Source organism: Ensifer sesbaniae, from assembly GCF_013283665.1.
Classification (GTDB): domain Bacteria; phylum Pseudomonadota; class Alphaproteobacteria; order Rhizobiales; family Rhizobiaceae; genus Ensifer; species Ensifer sesbaniae.
Genome location: NZ_JABEKU010000001.1, coordinates 1,091,827 through 1,110,029, shown reverse-complemented (window position 1 = coordinate 1,110,029; position 18,203 = coordinate 1,091,827). Strand labels below are relative to the sequence as shown.

The window sequence follows — 18,203 nt, the reverse complement described above, 5'->3', positions numbered from 1 at the left end:
TCGGAGAGGCAGGACAGGAACCCGCACGGGCGCACACCCATGCGTTTCAGGCTCCGATCCGGCTGCCCGCCGCAACCCGTTACGGTTATGTCCGTCAAGGCTGGTTTCCGGGCTCAGGAGCCGTCCTTCCAAGGACCAGCCCGGCGCCTTCCCGGACGGAACCGTCCAGTGGCTTTTTGCCGAGGCCTTCGCTCCACCACCGTTGCGGGGGCAGCGCCGGGATTTGACCGGCTTCCCAATTCTCCGCCTCCCCTTTGGAAGGCGACACCTTGAGTAGGGATATGTAAGCGCGGAAGGCGTCCTGGCAGACGCCGGATAGCGACATCCAATTCCAGAATGACGACACGATGGAAACCGTTCTCCCAAACCGGCGTTGGAAATTTTTCACTTTATAAACAGATAGATAGATCAAATATTGGGCATATGCCACCTTTTGTGGCCGATATGGCGCAGGCACGGGAAGACTTCGCCCGTTTGCGACATTTTCATGAAAGTACCGGCGCATCTTCCGCCAACGAAAGGAAATCCTTCATTAACCATAAGGCACTAGGCTTGCCGGCGGACGAGGATGTCCCGCAGGCAGATGGCGCATGGCAAAATTCAGATATTACGACGCAGCGGCCGAGAAGCCGCCGGCGGTCGTGCCGAAGACGGCAGTCCACACCGAGTTCCTGCGCACCGGCCGGATCAACCGCCGGCAATGGGTGCCGGGCGAACGGCGGTATCTGAGCTATGAGGAAGTCGCGGACAGAACCGGCAAGAAGCTCGCGACCGCCGGCGACACGACGCACAGGCGGATCAATGGCTTTCACGCCTCGATCCAGTTCCCGAAGCTGATCTTCCACCGCACGCTCGTCGGCAAGCCGCATCTCGGCTATTGCCATGTGACGGCGGCGCGCACCGCGGTGACGCCTTCCAAGGACATCACCTGGTCGTTCTATTTCGCCAATTTCTTCAGCGACCTTGGTGACGAGACCCATTTCTTCGACCGCATCCAGAGCGGCTATTCCCGCATGTATTTCGCCGTCGCGATCGAGCCGAACGCCGAAGACGGACAGATGGTCATCAACCGCAACGTCCGTGACAACGGGCTGCTCTTCCGCACGGACGACCCAAAGGTTGCTCTCAAGAACGTGCTGATGCTGGGTGCGCGGGACGACGCGCTGCGCCGCATCATCCGCAGCCTCTGAGCCAGCAACCGATCCCCGCAAAGAAAATCGTTCTGTTTTCCCGGCACGTCCGCTAAGGAAGCGTCGGAAAGGAAACGGCATGGCAGAGATCATCGACACGGGTATTGAACCGGACCGCGCGATCGAACGCGCCTGCGCCGTTCTTGCCGAAGGCGAACCGGTCGCCATTCCCACCGAAACCGTCTATGGCCTTGCTGCCGACGCGACCAATCCCGACGCGATCAGCCGCATCTACGAGATGAAGGGGCGGCCGCGTTTCAATCCGCTGATCTCGCATGTTTCCGACATGGCCATGGCCGAGGCTCATGTGCGCTTCGACCCCATGTCCCGACGCCTGGCGGAAGCGTTCTGGCCTGGCCCCCTGACGTTGATCCTGCCGCAGCGGCCGGAGAGCACCGTGCACGCGCTTGCCTCGGCCGGCCTCGATACGCTTGGCATCCGCATGCCCGACGGCTTCTCGCGCCGGGTGATCGCTAGTTTCGGGCGGCCGCTCGCCGCACCCAGCGCCAATACCTCGGGCAAGATCAGCCCGACCAGTGCGGCCCATGTCGATGCCGATCTCGGCGAGAAACTGAAACTGATTCTCGATGCCGGCCCAGCCGAAATCGGCTTGGAGTCCACGATCATCAAGGTCGACGGCAACGAGATCCGGCTGCTGCGCCCGGGCGGCCTCGATGCCGCCGAGATCGAGCGCCTGCTCGATCGTCCGGTGATCCGGCCGGAAACGGCGGGCGCAACGATCGAGGCGCCGGGCATGCTGGCCTCCCACTACGCGCCAGGCGCTGCCGTCAGGCTTGATGCCGCCGATGTGCGCAGCGGTGAGGCGCTGATCCGCTTCGGCGGCGACCGAATCGCCGGCGAGGAACAGGCGGCCGTGGTTCTCGATCTCAGCCCGACCGGAAATCTTCGCGAAGCGGCAGCCAATCTCTTCGACTACATGAAGCGCGCGGACGCCAGCGGGGCGGCGACGATCGCCGTCGGGCCGATCCCTTCGGAAGGATTGGGCGAAGCGATCATCGATCGGCTGCAGCGGGCGGCGGCGCCGCGCGGGTGAGATGGCGTGCGGCATCTCCTCCGCACCGCGATTGCGGTTATGATCGCAGTCGATACGAACCGAGGATCGTGTCTTCAGATCGACCGGTCCGATAGCGCGCGCAGGCGCAACACGAAGGCAGGCCCATGACGACCCTTCCCTCCCCCGAACTCATCGCCTCCTTCGTCGAGATCGTCGGCAGCGCCAATGCGCTGACCGCCGAAGCGGACAAGGCCCGCTATCTCGTCGAATCCCGCGGGCTCTATCGCGGCACGACGCCGATGGTGCTTCGTCCCGGCTCGGTCGACGAGGTTTCGCGCATCATGAAACTCGCCAGCGCGACCCGCACGGCGATCGTGCCGCAGGGCGGCAATACCGGCCACGTCGCCGGCCAGATCCCACGGGAAGGCAAGGCGGATATCGTGCTTTCGCTCGAACGGCTGAACCGCATTCGCGACGTCGATCCGGTCGGCAACGTGATCGTGGCGGACGCCGGCTGCATTCTCGCCGACATCCAGAAGGCGGCCGACGATCACAATCGCCTGTTCCCGCTGTCGCTCGGATCGGAAGGCTCCGCCCGCATCGGCGGCAATCTCTCCACCAATGCCGGCGGTACAGCGGTGCTCGCCTATGGTAACATGCGCCAGCTTTGCCTCGGCCTCGAAGTGGTGTTGCCGACCGGCGAAATCTGGGACGGGCTGCGCCGGCTGAAGAAGGACAATACCGGCTATGACCTGCGTGATCTCTTCATCGGCGCTGAGGGCACGCTTGGCATCATCACCGGCGCCGTGCTCAAGCTCTTTCCGAAGTCGCTCGGACACCAGGTGGCCTTCGCCGGCGTCGGCAGCGTCGAGCATGCGCTCGCCCTCTTCGACAGGGCCTCCAGTCTTTGCGGGCCGGCGCTGACGGGCTTCGAACTCATGCCGCGGCTCGGCGTTGAATTCACGACAAAGCACATTCCCGGCGTTCGCGACCCGCTGGAAACCGTCCACCCCTGGTACGCGCTGATCGACATCTCCACCTCCGATTCCGCCGAAAGCGCCGAGCGGATGGTCAGCGACCTTCTGGAACAGGGATTTGCGGCCGGCCTCGTCGAAAATGCCGTGATCGCTGCCAACGAGACGCAAGGCAAGGCGCTGTGGCATATGCGCGAAAGCATGTCGCCGGCGCAGAAGCCCGAGGGCGGTTCGATCAAGCACGACGTTTCGGTGCCCGTCTCCAGCATTCCCGCCTTCATGAAGGAGGCGGATGCCGCTGTCATGAAGGCGATCCCCGGCGCGCGCATCTGCTCCTTCGGCCACATGGGCGACGGCAACATCCACTACAACATCTCGCAGCCGGTCGACGCCGACAAGCAAGCCTTCCTCGATCGCTGGCGCGAGATCAACGCGATCGTCCACGGTATCGTTCTCAAATACAACGGCTCGATCTCGGCCGAACACGGCATCGGCCAGTTGAAGCGCGACGAGCTCGCGGAGATCCGGTCGCCGATCGAGATCGAGCTGATGCTACGGATCAAGCACGCCTTCGATCCGGCGGGCATCATGAACCCTGACAAGGTGCTGCGCGCGGACCGGTGATTGCGGGCGGCCCTACTGCATGTCTCCTTAGATCGACCTCGATTTAAGGGCAAAGACATGCAGTAAATCAAAGTGCTACAGCGACCTTTGCGCGTCTGAAAAGACGCGCGGCGCTGTAGGCCGAGGGCTCGTGCACCCCGCAGGAGGTCGCCAGACTTCCGGGTCCGCGTCAGCGACCGCCTGCGCGCAATTGCGAGAGGGACAGGAGCGTCTCGGCGCTGACACCGCCACCACCGCTACCGCTGAGGATCGCCAGCCCTGGTGAGACGTCCGTGTTGTTTTCGACGTCATAAAGCGCCGTGAACCGCTGCAGGAGCTTTTCGAGCTTCGCCGGGTCCTGCAGCTCCTTGATGTCGATGACGCGCTCGATATAGGCGGCCTGCGCCTCGATCTTGGCGTTCTGCAGTCCCTCCGGCATGCTGTAGGCCGTCTTGATAACCTGGAACAGGGCGGTCTCGGCCAGGATGTCGTAGGCCGTGTTGATCTCCGGCGCCTTGCGCTTGAAATAGAGCGCCAGGCGAACGCCGCCGTTGTCGGCGCCTTCCGACTCCTCGAGCGACTGATTGAGATAGAGATCGACCGTGGTGATCAACCCGCGCCGGGTCTGGATCTGGCCGGCCTCGCCCCGGACGATCTTGCCGTCCGTATCGAAGTTGAAGGAGGCGACGATCTCGCGATATCTCAGCCCGTTCGGATCGGTATTGATGAAGCTCTTGGGATCGTCCAGGTCGGACGTGAACATGTCCTTGAGGTATTCGGTCTTGACCGTTTCCGGATCGATGCCGGCGCCGACGAGAACGAAGTCGACCAGACGCCGGTTCGCAAGAAAGGCGTCGAGCGTCTCGATCTTCTCGATCTCGGCAGTGTAGTATTTGGCTTCCTCCTGCGCCTTATCCTTGGCGACCTTCTTCTCTTCATCCGTTCCAAAGCGGGACTTGGCGATCACGTAGGCCTTGGCCGTGTTCATGATGTCGGCTTCGCTCTGCGCCAGCTTCGGTGCGCCGAGCGTGCCGTCCGGATTGAAGTTGAATGCCTTTACCAGCTTGACGTAGCGCTCATCGCGCAGCGTGTTGGCATAGCTCTTGGGATCGTTGAGGTCGCTGGTCAGAATACGCTTCAACGTTCGCGTGCTCAGATCCTCGTTTTCGAGACCGAAGGCCCGCAGCATGAATTTCTTCATGTCGTTGTTGGCGAGCAGTTCATCGACCGATTTCATTGTGCCGATCAGGAGCTTGAAGCGCTTGACCAGAGCTTCGTCCTCGGCATCGCTCTTGTCGTTGTAGCGCACCATGTACTCGTCGGACGTCGTCTTCATCTGGTTCGCATCCTGCGCCGCCTTGCCGGCCTGCAGCGTGCCGTCGGTCTGGAAGTTGAAGGCGGCGAACATCTTCTTGTAGGCGGCGTTGTATTCGCCGCCATATTTGTTCACGTAGCTCTCGGGGTCGTTGATGTCGCTGGTCAGGATGTTTTCGACCGTAGAGGGCACCGTCGTCGCGGATGGCAAGCCGAAGGCCGTGACGATGTAGTTGAACAGACGGCTATTGCCGACCAGGTCCGAGACCGTGGTGATGCTGCCGATCGTCTGTTCGTAGTATTCCTTGTTGAGCAACGCCCCGGCGCCGGTCAGTCGTGCGGCGCCCGACGGTGTGACGCCAGGGCGCTCGAAGACATAGGCCTCGTTGAGCAGCGCCTTCTTTTCGTCGCTGATTGCCTTCTCGCCGGCGGGCACGCTGCCGTCGGCATCGAAATTAAACGTCGAGGCTAGCTGGATATAGATATCGAGACTGCGCACCTGCCGGTCGAGCGTCGTCAGCTCCAGTGAGAGCTGCGCCTTCAGCGCAGGCGCCTGGTCGCGCGGAGGCAGCCTGGCGTCGAGATCGGCCACGATCGCGTTCTGCTCGTCGATCTTCGCCTGGATGGCCGGCTTCTCGGCATCGGGCGCTGCGGCCAGTTGCTCCGTCAGGCTGGAGATCTGCGAAAGCGCCGTGTCGCGTGCCCCGAGGTCCGTTAGCTGCTTCGTCGCCTCCGTCATCCGGGTCTTGGCGGCCGTCTGGTTGGCCGTAAGCGTCGCGGGATCGCTGGTCAGAGCATTGCGGACATCCGCGTAGGAAAATGTCTTGGGGTCCAGTCCGAACACCGTGAAGGCAAAGCTGCGCAGCTTTTCGTTACCCAGGAACTGGTCGACATCGGTGACCAGATCCATGGCCGCGCCAAAATAGGCCATCTCCTGCCGCATGACTGTATCGAGATTGGTGATACGCTCGTTGTAGAGGCCGATCAGCGCATCCTGCTGTGCGTTGGTTTGGGCCACCGCGGTTGCCGAACTGAAGTTGAAGGCTTGTGCAAAATTGCGGTAGCGTTCATCCGTGAGACGGTTGGCGAAACTGTTGTCATCCTTGAGGTCGCTTTCCAGAACCTTGCGCATGAAGGCCTTGGCATAGGTCATGTCCTCCAGGCCATGCGCCTTCATCGCGTAGGAATAGAGCCGGTAGTCGTCGAGGAACGCGTCGACGGTTTTCACGCTGCCGATGTTTTCCCGGTAATACTCGGCTTCGCGCGCGATCTGCGGCTGCTGGGCAACACGGTTGAGGCTGCTGCGCAAATCACGCGTGATGCGACTGTAGTCGAGATAGGTCGATACCATGCCTGGCCCCGTCGGTTACCCATGGGGTGGGCGAACCATCCCCGAAACAGAATTCTGACGCGTCATGATTGCAGCACTGGCTTGTGTGTGGCTTTTCGCCGACGGCCGGCGCCCCGCGTTGCGCCCGATCGGGACAAGACGGTCCGAGCCGTTGACGAAACGGAAACCCTGAGCGGTCGGCTTTTGCTAACCATCGAAAAACGCAAAGTTTTCTTAACCGCGATTCTTAAGTCGTTCGGAAAGGGGGGCGCCTATTCTCCAGCCCATAGAGGACGAAAAGTCCCGACGAGAAGACCGGATACCGGCTCTCAAGGAAAAACAAGGGCGATTGAAATGCGCAATACACTCTCTCAACCCGCATGGGTCGAAAACACGCTCCGTCTTGATCCGAAGCGCTTTCCACAGCAGGCAAGCTACGCTTTGCACGGTCATACGGGTAATGTCACGATCAGCCTGGACGAGCGTGGCGCAGTTCTGCGCAAGGTGCTACCATCGAGCGGCCTGCCGCTTTCGATCGCATTGCCGGCGCGGGCATTCAAAGGGGTCGCGGCTCGCGCGATCGATCACGGCGACGGAGACGTTACAGTGACGCTGGAACTTCATCACGACGACCCGGACCTCTGCGTTCCGCTGCTCGTCGCACACGATCTGTCCGACATCGCGGCTGACTGGCGCGCCTGGGCGGAGGCCTATCGCATTCCGATGCTGATGGTCGAAGCGGACGGCGTTGCAAGGCCGCTCGAAGAGCATCTCGGCGACGTGCGCACCGCACCGGTCAAGCCGCGGCGGCGCCACTCCTTCTTCGCCGAGCGCCGGCCGCGTTTCCTCGTGCGTCGTTCCACCGGCAAGCTTGGCGTTCACATGAAGATCGACGGGCGCGAGATCATCGCCCGCAGCTGATCCGCAGCAGCACTTCCAGCGCGACAGCCGGCCGTTCCCTGCGGTCGGCTGTTGTCGTTTTCCGAGCCGCCGATTTTGCAATGCGGCTCCGTACGGCAAGCATTCACAGTTTTTCTGGGACTGCTCGAGATGTTCCCACGGAAACAGATCCGTCGCCTTCTTCGTGCCATATCGGCTTCATAGCCAAGATCACGAAAGAAGGAGAAACCCGATGCACAAGCATATCGCCGCCGCCGTTGCCGTCATCCTGTCCAGCTTCCGTGCGCGTCACGAGGCGAAGGAGCGCAAGGCCGCCCGCGAGATCAGCTGGGCCTGACGCTTTTTTGCGGCCCGCCACTACAGCGCGGCACGTCCTATCAGACGCGCAAAGGTCGCTGTAGCACTTTCAGGGCTGCCGGGACGAACCGAACGTATGAAGAGGATCCTCCGCCGCGACGGAGGATTTTTCATATCAGGCGTATAAGAATCGCCAGCACCAGACCGGCAAAGATTATCAGGCCGACGACCCCATTGAACTTGAACAACGCCAGACACTGCGCCGGATCGTGGATATTCAACACCAGGATCTGGTAGGTCAGCATCGCCGCGGCAATCAGAAGGCCGATATAGGCGACAGCGCCGGCACCGGCGGCCATGAAGGACATGAGCAGCAGCAGCGTCGCGATGCCATAGAGGCCGATCAGCCACGGCCGCGGATTTTCGCCGAACCGCCGTGCCGTCGAACGTACGCCGATCAGCTCGTCGTCCTCCCTGTCCTGGTAGGCGTAGATCGTGTCATAGCCGATCGTCCAGGCAATCGCCGCGCCATAGAGCAACACGGCTGCCAGCGAGAGCGTGCCGAACTCGGCCGTCCACCCCATCAGCGCACCCCAGGAAAAAGCCAGGCCCAGGAAGAATTGCGGCCAATCGGTAAACCGCTTGGCGAAGGGATAGATCGCCACGACCGCCAATGACAGGATGCCGAGCACGATCGAAAAAGTGTTGAACTGCAGCAGCACGACGAGGCCGACGAGCGCCTGCAGCACCATGAACACCTTCGCCTGGAGACGCGAGACGCGCCCCGACGGCAGCGGCCGCGAACGGGTGCGCGCAACCTCCATATCGATGTCGTGGTCGACGATGTCGTTGTAGGTGCAACCGGCGCCGCGCATGGCGATCGCGCCGGCGGTGAACAGGAAGCAATGGTACAGGAAGCGGCCGAACGAGAATGCCTCGGTGCCCGCCACCGCGCCGGTAGCCAGCGCCACGGACCAGAGGCAGGGCAACAGCAGCAATTGCCAGCCGATCGGGCGGTCCCAACGGGCGAGCTGCGCATAGGGCCAGAGCGCGCGCGGCATCACGCGATAGACCCAGTTGTTGGACGGCGCGTCATGGACGCGGCCAGAATCGGCGGAAAAGGTGTTCATGCTTCTGTTTGACGCCGCGCGTCCGGCCGGTCAAGCGGCGAGATCGTCGCGGCGCCGGCCCGGCGCATTGTCACGGAAGGCTGAAGTCGAAGCGGTAGGTTGCCGACAGGCCGACCAGGACCTGGTTGCGGCTGCCGCGCTCGCGAACGAGGCTGGAATCGGCGGCAGGGCCAAGCAACCGCCGGTACTCGGCATAGGCACTCGTTTCGAGCTTCTCCGTTGCCTGCCAAGTGATCGCGGCGCCGACGCCGGCGGATCCGACGCCGCCATGCGGATAATACGTGGCAAGACCAGATGCGGCCGACTCGCGGTCATTCACGCCATAATAAGCGCCGTAGTAGTCGCTGGTCGCAGCGGTCAGGCGTGGACCGCCGGAGATGCGGACATTGCTGCTGACGTCGGTGAAGGCGTCGGCCGCGACATCGGCGACGATGCCGTGGTGGCTGCGAATGCCCTGGCGGACTTCGGCGCGCACCCGCAGCCAATCGGTCGGATAGACCTCCGCAAAGCCACCGACTTCGCCGCCGAACTTGATCGGATCGAGACCCTTCAGATCGCTGGAGGTGCCGGCATCGCGCTCGAAGATCAACTTACCGACGAGACCGGCACGGAAACTTCCCTGGTCGACCAGCGCATAGGACATGTTGTCGTTGCGCGAGGAGAAGCGGACCGTGCTGCCGGCCTTGCCGAGCGAGATCAGCGGTGCGGCCTGGAACATGCGCTTCGAGGCGCCTTCGTATTTCGGGCCGAGGAACCCGGTGGCTCCGACCTTCAGATACCAGTCACCGGACCAGAAATATTGGCCGTCACCGGCAGAGGCGGCGTTCGCCGACAGCAAAAGGGTTCCAGAAAGGAACACGAGAGAACGGATACGCAAGAAACAACTCCGGAAGTATCATTCGCCGGGGCGAAGCATTGACCGTGCCGACAGGACGAGGGAGGCAGACGCGGACTGGAACGGCACAGGGCGACTTATTCCGGCTTGTTCCTACGATTCCGTTAACCAGGTCAATTCAAGCTTCCTTTGCCATACCCGACGTGCCGACGCCGATCACTGCCCAAGATAGGTCTTGAGATAAACACTCGGCGGGCTGCCGAGCATGCGGCGAAACATGGTGGTGAAGGCGGCGACGTTCTCGTAGCCGGCATCGAGCGCCACATTGGTGATCGGCTCGCCATTGGCCAGCAGCGGCAAGGATGCGAAGATACAGGCCTGCTGGCGCCAGGTGACGAAGCTGACCCCCGTCTCCTTGCGGAAAAACCGCGTGAACGATCGTCGGCTGAGGCCCATCCGGTCCGCCCACTGGTCGATGCTCGCTGCCGCCGACGGCGCCTGCAGGAACTGTCGGCACAGCGCTGCAAGTTTCTCGTCGCGCGGGAACGGCAGGCCGAGCGGGCGTTCCCGCAGCCGGCCGATTTCTTCCAGAAGCAGATCCGTGACCAGTTGCTCGCGCCGCTCCGACATCGTCTCGTTCTCGATGCCGACGAGCGCATCGACGAGGCTGCCGGCGAGCGGGTTGATCTCCATGACCATCGGCCGCTCGGCGAAAAGCAGGTCCGGCGCGAAGTAGATCGAATGCATGCGCACGTCGCTGATCATCTCGGCCGAGTGCTGCATGCCGGCCGGGATCAGCAGGGCATGGCCGGGCGGAACCATCCAGCGTCCGCGTTCGGTGCGCATCAGCACGACGCCGCCGCGCGCCCACCAGAGTTGCGTGCGCGTATGGCTGTGGAAAGGGACGAGAAGGCCGGCACTGTAGTCTCGCCCCAATGCCAGCACCGGGGCGTTTCCCGTCTCGATCCAATCGAGGTTGCGAAAGTGATCCTCATCGGGAAGCTGCGGCAAGGGAAATCGGCGGATCGGCATCTGGCCCACTCACGAAAGAACTCGACCAGATCACAAAAGCAGGCCAATCGCAACCTCAGTACAGATAACCACGCCGCATACAACCTTCGAGACGGCAAGGAATCACCCATGTCTACCGTGACCTCAACTTCCGGGATCACCCCAGAAAAGACGGCCTTCTCCGTCATCCTGGCTGTCAGCTTCTGCCATATGCTGAACGACATCATGCAGTCGCTGCTGACCGCGCTCTACCCGCTGCTCAAGGCGAACTACGCGCTCGATTTCGTGCAGATCGGCCTCCTGACCTTCACCTTCCAGCTGACGGCATCGATGCTGCAGCCGGCCGTCGGCATCATCACCGACCGCTGGGCGCTGCCCTATTCGCTGCCAGTTGCGATGCTCTCGACCTGCAGCGGCCTGATCCTGCTTGCCAATGCCCGCGACTTCTGGGTTCTCCTCATTGCGGCAAGCCTCATCGGCATCGGGTCGGCGATCTTCCATCCGGAGTCCTCCCGCATCGCCCGCCTCGCCTCCGGCGGTCGCCACGGCCTGGCGCAATCGCTGTTCCAGGTGGGCGGAAACGCCGGCAGCGCCATGGGGCCGCTGCTTGCCGCCTTCATCGTCATTCCCTTTGGCCAGGGAAGCCTCAGCTGGTTCTCGATCGTCGCGATCATCGGCTTCTTCGTGCTCTCCTGGGTCAGCACCTGGCATGTCCGCCATCGCCGCACGACGATGAGCCGGCCGGCGCCGAGCCGCACCCTTCCCCTGCCGAAGGGGCGGGTGATGTGGGCGGTCGCCGTGCTGGTGCTGCTGACGGCCACGAAGAACGTCTACATGGCCAGCATCTCCAGCTATTTCACCTTCTTCGTCATCGAGAAGTTCGGCGTCGGCGTTCAGGAGGCACAACTCATGCTGTTCCTGTTCCTCGGCGCGGCCGCGGCCGGAACCTTCCTCGGCGGCCCGATCGGCGACCGCTACGGCGCCCGCTTCGTCATCTGGTTCTCGATCCTCGGCGTCATCCCCTTCGCCTTGCTGCTGCCCTATGCGAACCTCTTCTGGACCGGGGTTCTGTCGATCGTCATCGGCCTGATCTTCTCCTCGGCCTTCTCGGCGATCGTCGTCTTTGCCCAGGAACTGGTGCCGGGTCGGGTCGGGCTGATCGCCGGCGTCTTCTTCGGTTTCGCCTTCGGCTTCGGCGGCATGGGCGCGGCCGTGCTCGGCATCTTCGCCGACCGGCAGGGCATCGAGTTTGTCTACACCGTCTGCTCCTATCTTCCGCTGCTCGGTATCCTCACGATCCTGCTGCCGAAGATCCCGGCGAGATAGTGTTTCGCGCAGAGATTGTCCTTGCAAATTCACCGGGCGCCGCCATGCGGCGCCCGGTTTCGTTTGAGCGGCAAGCCGCACCCGACACCTTCCTTACCCGTCGCAGCCCCACGTAATCATTCATCAATTTTTGCGCGCTACGGTCGTCTGACGGGCTTGGGCAGGGGTATGCAATGCAGGGGCGAACGGTGATTCCGGCCTTTCTGGCGACGTTGCTTTTTGCAACGGCGGCACCGGCCGAGACCCTGAACCTGCTGATCTGGGAATCCTATATCGACCAGAAGATCCTGGACCGCTGGACGGCGATCACAGGCGTTGCGGTGCATCAGGTCTATTACGATAGCGGCGACACGCGCGACGAAGTGCTGGCCGACCCGAACAGCCGCGTCGACCTGGTGGTCACTGGTGAAAACAGCGCCGCCCTTTTTGGCCGCAAGGGCGTGCTCGAAAAGCTCGACGAGACCAATGTCGCCTCTCTGCGCGACTACGACGAAAGCTGGCGCAAGCGCTGCTCGGGCCGCGGCCTGCCCTACCTCTGGGGCACGATGGGCATCCTCTACCGATCGGACGTCGTTACGGAGGTGCCGACCTCCTGGCAGGATCTCATGCGCCCGGCCCCGGCGCTTGCCAAGCATGTCGCCATGTATGACGACCACAACGAGGCCTTCGTCGCGCCGCTGATGCTGCTCGGCCAATCGATCAACACCAACGACAGCGCGACGCTGAAAGCGGCCTTCGGTCTGATGAAGGAACAGGCGCCCTCGGTGCTCACCTACGAATACGTCATCAGCTCGATCCAGAATCCGACGGTCAGCAAGGACATCCACATGGCGCTGGGCTATAGCGGCGACCAGCACGTGCTCAACGACAAAGCCGGTACGCGCGGCATCTGGCGCTACGCCGTTCCCAAGGAAGGCACGCTTTCCTGGCTCGATTGCATGTCGGTCGTCGCCAATTCGCCGAACAAGGATCGCGCACTCGCTCTCCTCGACTATCTCGGTTCGCCCGGAAGTGCCGCCGCGAACGCGCTGGCGCTCAACATGCCGACGGCAAGCCGGGCCGCCTATGCGCTCCTGCCGGAAGCAGTCCGCGCCGACCCCGCCATCTACCCCTCGCCCGACATCCTGGCCAAGAGCCAGTATCAACAGGAACTGTCCACAGAGTCGGTGCAATTGCGCCGGCGCATCATCAGCACATTGGCGAACTTCCAGTGAACCTCGGCAAACGCGCGCTCATCCTGATCTTTCCCGTCGTTCTCGCTGGCTACCTGCTGGCAGCGGTCTCGGTGCACGTCACGCAGAGCCGCTCGATCCGTGCGCTCGAACATGCCAAACTGTCGCAGCGACTGGAACATGCGGCCGCCGTTTTTCAAAACGAGATCGGCCGCAGCAAGGCCTTCCTCAATGCGCTCCTGAACGGCAACTCACTGCGCCAGTATGTTTCCGAAACGGACGAGAACTACCGCGCCAATGCGCTCGGCGTCAGGCTGCAGGAGAGCCTCAAGTCGCTTCTGGACGACCCGACGGACTACGTCTCGCTGGCGCTCCTGACCTCCGAGCTGAAAACGGACTACTATTTCGAAAACAGCTGGGATCCCTTCGCCCAGATCGACGATGCCCAGCTCAACCTCGCCCGCCGGCTGATCCGCGAAGACAAGCTCGCCGACTGGACCTACCTCTACGAAGCCGGGCAAAGACCGCGCATCGTCTATTCCTTCTTCCTCGATCCGATTGCCTTCACCCGGCCGCTGCCTAGCAAGAAATCGAGCGCCCTGCTCGTCCAGGTCGCGATCCAGCCGGACCGCTTCCTCGACATGCAGCAGGCGCTGAAGAAGGAATACGGCTCCGACATCGTGCTCCAGCCCTGGCCGTTGGCGATCACCGATGACCTTTCGGCAAGCGTCCATCTCGGGCCTTCGCTCTACGCAACGCTGACCGTTCCCAGCAAGCATTTCGATGCGCTGATGGCCCGGCAGAAGTTTCTGCTGGCGCTCGGCGCCGTCGCCATGAGCCTGTTCTCGATCTGGCTGATCATCATGCTGATCCGCCGTTTCATCACCGATCCGATCGCCACGCTCGACGCCGATGTGATGGCGGTGATGGTGGGCGCGCGCGACGAGATCCGCGACATGGAGGAGAGAGGCGAGATCGGGCGGCTGACGGAGAATATCCGCGAACTCCATCGGCAGTCGGTGCAATCGTTGAAATTGGTGCAGCGCAGCTCCTGGACCGACACCCTGACCGGGATCAGCAATCGCGGCCATTTCAACGCGCTTGCCGCCGGTGCCGTGCGCGAGGCGATCGCCGCCGGCGAGAAGTGCAGCCTGCTGTTCATCGACATCGACAACTTCAAGTTCGTCAACGACAAGCATGGCCACGAGATCGGCGACGAGCTTCTGAAGACGCTGGCCGCCCGGATCGGCGAGCGGGTCGATGCGATCACCGAGCGGCGCGGCCAGAAGCCGGCCATTCTTGCCCGCCTCTCCGGCGACGAATTCGCCGTCTTCGTGCGGTCGCGGCCGGGCGACGGCACGGTCCGGGAAATTTCGGCCGCCATTCTGGGGCTGTTCGAGGACGGCTTCGAGGTCTCCGACAAGCGCTATCCGGTGACCGCAAGCATCGGCGCTGCGATCTGCCCTGATGACGCGACCAACCTTGCCGAGCTGATCTCGAACGCCGATGCCGCGATGTATCAGGCAAAGACCAGCGGCAAGAACCGCTCGGCCCGCTTCTCCCGCGCCCTTCACGACAAGCGTACGCGGCTGCGCCAGATCCAGGACGAACTGCGTTCGCTGGATCCGGACGAACAGTTTCACCTCGTCTATATGCCGATGGTCGACACCGATGGTCGCGTGACCGGTTGCGAAGCGCTCTTGCGCTGGTACTCGCCCGTTCTCGGCAACGTTACCCCGGACGAATTCGTGCCGATCGCCGAAAGCTCGGGCCTTTTCACCAAGATCGACTGGTGGGTGATCAACAAGGCGATGTCGGATTGCGGCCAGCTCAAGGCCCTCTTCGGCCCGCAAACGGTACTGGCGATCAACATCTCCTCGGCCGAACTGCATTCGAAGGCGATCGCCGATCATTTCTCCGACTGCCTGGAGATGCATGGGCTGGAGGCGCGTTCGATCGAAATCGAGCTCACCGAAACCTTCGCCGTCAAGTTCAGCGACCAGCTTCGCCGCAACATCGACGCCCTGCGCCAGAGGGGCTTCCGCCTTTCGATCGACGATTTCGGCGCCGGCTACACCTCCGTGCAGCAGATCATCGAATACACGGCCGACACGATCAAGCTCGACCGGGCGCTGGTCTCGAACCTCACCGCCTCGCAATCTCTACCGGTGCTCAAGGCACTGATCGCGCTCTGCCATGCCAAGGACGTCGCCGTCGTCGGCGAAGGCATCGACACGCCGGAAAAGCTCTCCATGCTGACGGCTGCGGGCTGCGACCTGTTCCAGGGCTATCTCATCAGCAAGCCGCTGCCGATCGAGGACCTGGCGATCTGGGCGCTGACACGTACCGCCCGCTACGCGCACGGCGATGGACAGGACGACCTGCAAAGCCGGCAGGCCATCGCCTGAACGCCGGTGATTGCGGGAATCGCTGGCCGGACTCCCGTTTTCCCTTGACCTTGCCGCCCTGCCGTCCTAACCGCAGCGCAGCAATTTCGGGATATCGGGGGCTGCAATGAAGGTTCTTCTGATCGGATCGGGTGGGCGCGAGCACGCCCTAGCATGGAAGATTGCACAGTCTCCCAAACTGACGAAGCTTTATGCAGCACCGGGCAATCCCGGCATCGCCGAAGAAGCTGCCATCATCGCGCTCGACACGGAAGACCATGCGGCCGTCGCCGACTTCTGCCGCAAGGAAGCGATCGATTTCGTGGTGGTCGGTCCCGAAGGGCCGCTCGTCGCCGGTCTCGCCGACGTCCTGCGCGCAGCCGGCATCGCCGTCTTCGGCCCGTCCGCAGCCGCCGCCCAGCTTGAAGGCTCCAAGGGCTTCACCAAGGATCTCTGCGCCCGCTACGGCATTCCGACCGGCGCCTATGGCCGCTTCACCGATGCCGAGACGGCAAAGGCCTATGTGCGCGAACAGGGTGTGCCGATCGTCATCAAGGCCGACGGCCTGGCTGCCGGCAAGGGTGTAACCGTGGCGATGACACTCGATGAGGCGCTCGCCGCCGTCGACGATTGTTTTGCCGGCGCCTTTGGTGCCGCCGGCGCCGAAGTGGTGGTGGAAGCCTATCTCGATGGCGAAGAAGCAAGCTTCTTCTGCCTCTGTGACGGCAAGACCGCGCTGGCGCTTGCCTCCGCCCAGGACCACAAGCGCGTCGGCGACGGCGATACCGGACCGAACACCGGCGGCATGGGCGCCTACTCGCCCGCCCCGGTCATGACCGCGGAAATGATCGAACGGACGATGAAGGAAATCATCGAGCCGACGATGCGCGGCATGGCGGAAAGCGGCCATCCCTTCTCCGGCGTCTTCTTTGCCGGGCTGATGATCACCGCCAAGGGACCGGAACTCATCGAATACAACGTCCGTTTCGGCGACCCGGAATGCCAGGTATTGATGATGCGGATGAAGAGCGACCTGCTGCCGCTGCTCTATGCCGCGGCAACCGGCACGCTCGCCGGCATGAGCGCAGAATGGCGCGACGAGACGGCGCTGACCGTCGTCATGGCCTCCAAGGGCTATCCCGGAAGCTACGCCAAGAACACGCCGATCGACGCCCTTCCCGCGCCCTCCGACACCACCAAGGTGTTCCATGCCGGCACGGCCATGAAGGACGGAGCCCTGGTCGCGACCGGCGGCCGCGTGCTCAACGTCACCGCAACGGGTGAAAATGCCGGCAGAGCCAAGGACAGAGCCTATGCGGCGGTTGCGGCCGTTTCCTGGGAGAACGGCTTCTACCGGCACGATATCGGCTGGCGCGCGGTTGCACGCGAGAACGAGAAAGCGTGAACCGGAGCGGAACTCATTCCCGGATCATTCTATTTTTACCAATTCTCCTGACGGGAAAGTAAGGGAGAGCGCATATTCTCGCCGCTAACAATTGCGGGAGAAGCCTATGCGCCTGTTGCTGATCACCACCGTTCTCGGGCTTGCCGCCGGCAACGCGGCGGCGTCGTCGATCGAGTCGGTCGCTTCCGGTACGACCGACAATGCCAGTGTCGCCACGGTCTCTTGCGCCGCATGCCCGCCGCTGCAATCGAAGAAGAAGGTGACCTATGTCGTGCCGACGATCGCGGCGGGCGATGAAACGGTCGAGCTCAAGAAAATCAACGGCGAGATGAAGATGGTGCGCACCGAGGCCTGGCTCGGTGGCTCGCCCGTCGTCTTCGTCAGCAAGCCCTCGCAGGAATTCATCAAGGCGGCATCCGTCGAAGGCGATGCCTCCCCGACGGTCATCGTCTCGACGAATGCGAACGACCAGAACCCGGTGGCGGACGACGCGAAGATGATCGCGATCGACCAGACCGCAAAGACCGCCGCGGTCACGCCTGTCGGCGCCTCCATGGGCGGCACAGTTAAGAAGGCGGCAGCAGACGGCTCACAGCAATTTGATCCGTCCACCCTCGAACTTCGGCTAGACTGATCTCCTATCGGGAAAGTTCCCTGCCCCGCTCAGCTGTCCCCTGCATGCAAGGCTGACGGGCGTTTCGCTGCAACAGCGAGAGATTGCGCCCCTGAGAGAAGCAGGGGCGCAATCTTTTATTCTGGGCTTTCCAATGCCTCGATCCGCGCGACCAGCGCCTCGATCTGCCTGTCCGAATAGACTTCGATGCCCTGGCCGGCGAGCAGTGCTGCCGTCACCCCCTCCCCGGCGTGGCGCATGCCGGTAAAGCTTCCGTCATAGACGAAGCCGGAGCCGCAGGACGGACTGCCATCGATCAGCAGTGCGAAGCGACAGCCCGTTTCCCGCGCCAGCGAAAGCGCGTTCTCGGCAGCCTGCACGAAACCTTCGGTGACGTCGCGGCCGTTGATCTCCAGCACCTTTGCATGGCCGGTCAGCACGTCCTTGCCGACGGCGCCGGCGGCGATCTCGGCCGGCGGACGCGGCACCGGCATGCCGGCAGACATTTCCGGACAGATGGCCACGAGACGGCCCTCGGCCCGCCAGCGATCGATCGCCGGATGTATGAGCGGCTTCGACTGGCCATCGTAGCGGACGGCATGGCCCATGAGGCAGGCGCTGACGAGGATCTTTTCGGGCATGTCTTCCTCTACCCCGACGCCCTGCCGATCAGCAAGCGCCTTCATGCCGTGCCGATCTCA

Annotated in this window: 14 protein-coding genes and 1 riboswitch; of the genes, 9 read left to right on the top strand and 5 right to left on the bottom strand. The window is 62.8% G+C overall.

Going from position 1 to position 18,203, the window contains the following annotated elements; all coding sequences use genetic code 11:
* Positions 1–81: 81 nt before the first annotated feature.
* Positions 82–287, bottom strand: a riboswitch (cobalamin riboswitch).
* A gap of 303 nt (positions 288–590) precedes the next feature.
* The 3 genes from BHMPCIPO_RS05295 (at position 591) to BHMPCIPO_RS05285 (ending at position 3,803) form a co-directional block, all read left to right on the top strand.
* On the top strand, positions 591–1,190 hold the full coding sequence (locus BHMPCIPO_RS05295) for a DUF6656 family protein (protein WP_173515794.1): 600 nt from the start codon (positions 591–593) through the stop codon (positions 1,188–1,190).
* Positions 1,191–1,269: 79 nt separating this feature from the next.
* Entirely contained in the window at positions 1,270–2,244 is a 975-nt protein-coding gene (locus BHMPCIPO_RS05290) for an L-threonylcarbamoyladenylate synthase (RefSeq protein WP_173515793.1), read from the top strand.
* 125 nt (positions 2,245–2,369) lie between these two features.
* Complete coding sequence (locus BHMPCIPO_RS05285) at positions 2,370–3,803, top strand: FAD-binding oxidoreductase (RefSeq protein WP_173515792.1); 1,434 nt, start codon at positions 2,370–2,372, stop codon at positions 3,801–3,803.
* Positions 3,804–3,972: 169 nt separating this feature from the next.
* On the opposite strand, the gene BHMPCIPO_RS05280 is transcribed toward BHMPCIPO_RS05285, so the two are convergent.
* A complete protein-coding gene (locus tag BHMPCIPO_RS05280; protein WP_173515791.1) occupies positions 3,973–6,447 on the bottom strand; it encodes a DUF1217 domain-containing protein in 2,475 nt (824 codons plus the stop codon).
* Between the two features lie 333 nt (positions 6,448–6,780).
* Between BHMPCIPO_RS05280 and BHMPCIPO_RS05275 the strand changes: the two genes are divergently transcribed.
* A complete protein-coding gene (locus BHMPCIPO_RS05275) occupies positions 6,781–7,347 on the top strand; it encodes a DUF6101 family protein (protein ID WP_173515790.1) in 567 nt (188 codons plus the stop codon).
* 446 nt (positions 7,348–7,793) lie between these two features.
* On the opposite strand, the gene ubiA is transcribed toward BHMPCIPO_RS05275, so the two are convergent.
* The 3 genes from ubiA to BHMPCIPO_RS05260 all read right to left on the bottom strand — a co-directional run bounded on the left by ubiA (position 7,794) and on the right by BHMPCIPO_RS05260 (position 10,620).
* The gene (gene ubiA / locus BHMPCIPO_RS05270; protein WP_173515789.1) at positions 7,794–8,753 is read right to left on the bottom strand and encodes a 4-hydroxybenzoate octaprenyltransferase; all 960 of its coding nucleotides are present in this window, start codon (positions 8,751–8,753) and stop codon (positions 7,794–7,796) included.
* Between the two features lie 70 nt (positions 8,754–8,823).
* Complete coding sequence (locus BHMPCIPO_RS05265) at positions 8,824–9,630, bottom strand: MipA/OmpV family protein (RefSeq protein ID WP_173515788.1); 807 nt, start codon at positions 9,628–9,630, stop codon at positions 8,824–8,826.
* 174 nt (positions 9,631–9,804) lie between these two features.
* Entirely contained in the window at positions 9,805–10,620 is an 816-nt protein-coding gene (locus BHMPCIPO_RS05260) for an AraC family transcriptional regulator (RefSeq protein WP_173515787.1), read from the bottom strand.
* A 108-nt stretch (positions 10,621–10,728) separates the two neighbouring features.
* Between BHMPCIPO_RS05260 and BHMPCIPO_RS05255 the strand changes: the two genes are divergently transcribed.
* The 5 genes from BHMPCIPO_RS05255 (at position 10,729) to BHMPCIPO_RS05235 (ending at position 17,523) form a co-directional block, all read left to right on the top strand.
* Positions 10,729–11,925 (top strand): MFS transporter, encoded by a 1,197-nt coding sequence (locus BHMPCIPO_RS05255; protein ID WP_173515786.1) that lies wholly within the window; start codon positions 10,729–10,731, stop codon positions 11,923–11,925.
* 173 nt (positions 11,926–12,098) lie between these two features.
* Positions 12,099–13,139 carry an ABC transporter substrate-binding protein gene (locus BHMPCIPO_RS05250; protein WP_173515785.1) on the top strand — a complete coding sequence of 347 codons (1,041 nt, stop codon included), beginning with the start codon at positions 12,099–12,101 and terminating at the stop codon, positions 13,137–13,139.
* Entirely contained in the window at positions 13,136–15,505 is a 2,370-nt protein-coding gene (locus BHMPCIPO_RS05245; protein ID WP_173515784.1) for a putative bifunctional diguanylate cyclase/phosphodiesterase, read from the top strand. The genes BHMPCIPO_RS05250 and BHMPCIPO_RS05245 overlap by 4 nt, the downstream gene beginning before the upstream one ends.
* Positions 15,506–15,611: 106 nt before the next feature.
* Positions 15,612–16,889 (top strand): phosphoribosylamine--glycine ligase, encoded by a 1,278-nt coding sequence (gene purD / locus BHMPCIPO_RS05240; protein WP_173515783.1) that lies wholly within the window; start codon positions 15,612–15,614, stop codon positions 16,887–16,889.
* Between the two features lie 106 nt (positions 16,890–16,995).
* The gene (locus BHMPCIPO_RS05235; RefSeq protein WP_173515782.1) at positions 16,996–17,523 is read left to right on the top strand and encodes a plant virulence effector HPE1-like domain-containing protein; all 528 of its coding nucleotides are present in this window, start codon (positions 16,996–16,998) and stop codon (positions 17,521–17,523) included.
* A 116-nt stretch (positions 17,524–17,639) separates the two neighbouring features.
* Here the strand turns inward: BHMPCIPO_RS05235 and BHMPCIPO_RS05230 are convergent, their stop codons facing one another.
* The gene (locus tag BHMPCIPO_RS05230; protein ID WP_173518089.1) at positions 17,640–18,143 is read right to left on the bottom strand and encodes a 2-thiouracil desulfurase family protein; all 504 of its coding nucleotides are present in this window, start codon (positions 18,141–18,143) and stop codon (positions 17,640–17,642) included.
* Positions 18,144–18,203: the final 60 nt, after the last annotated feature.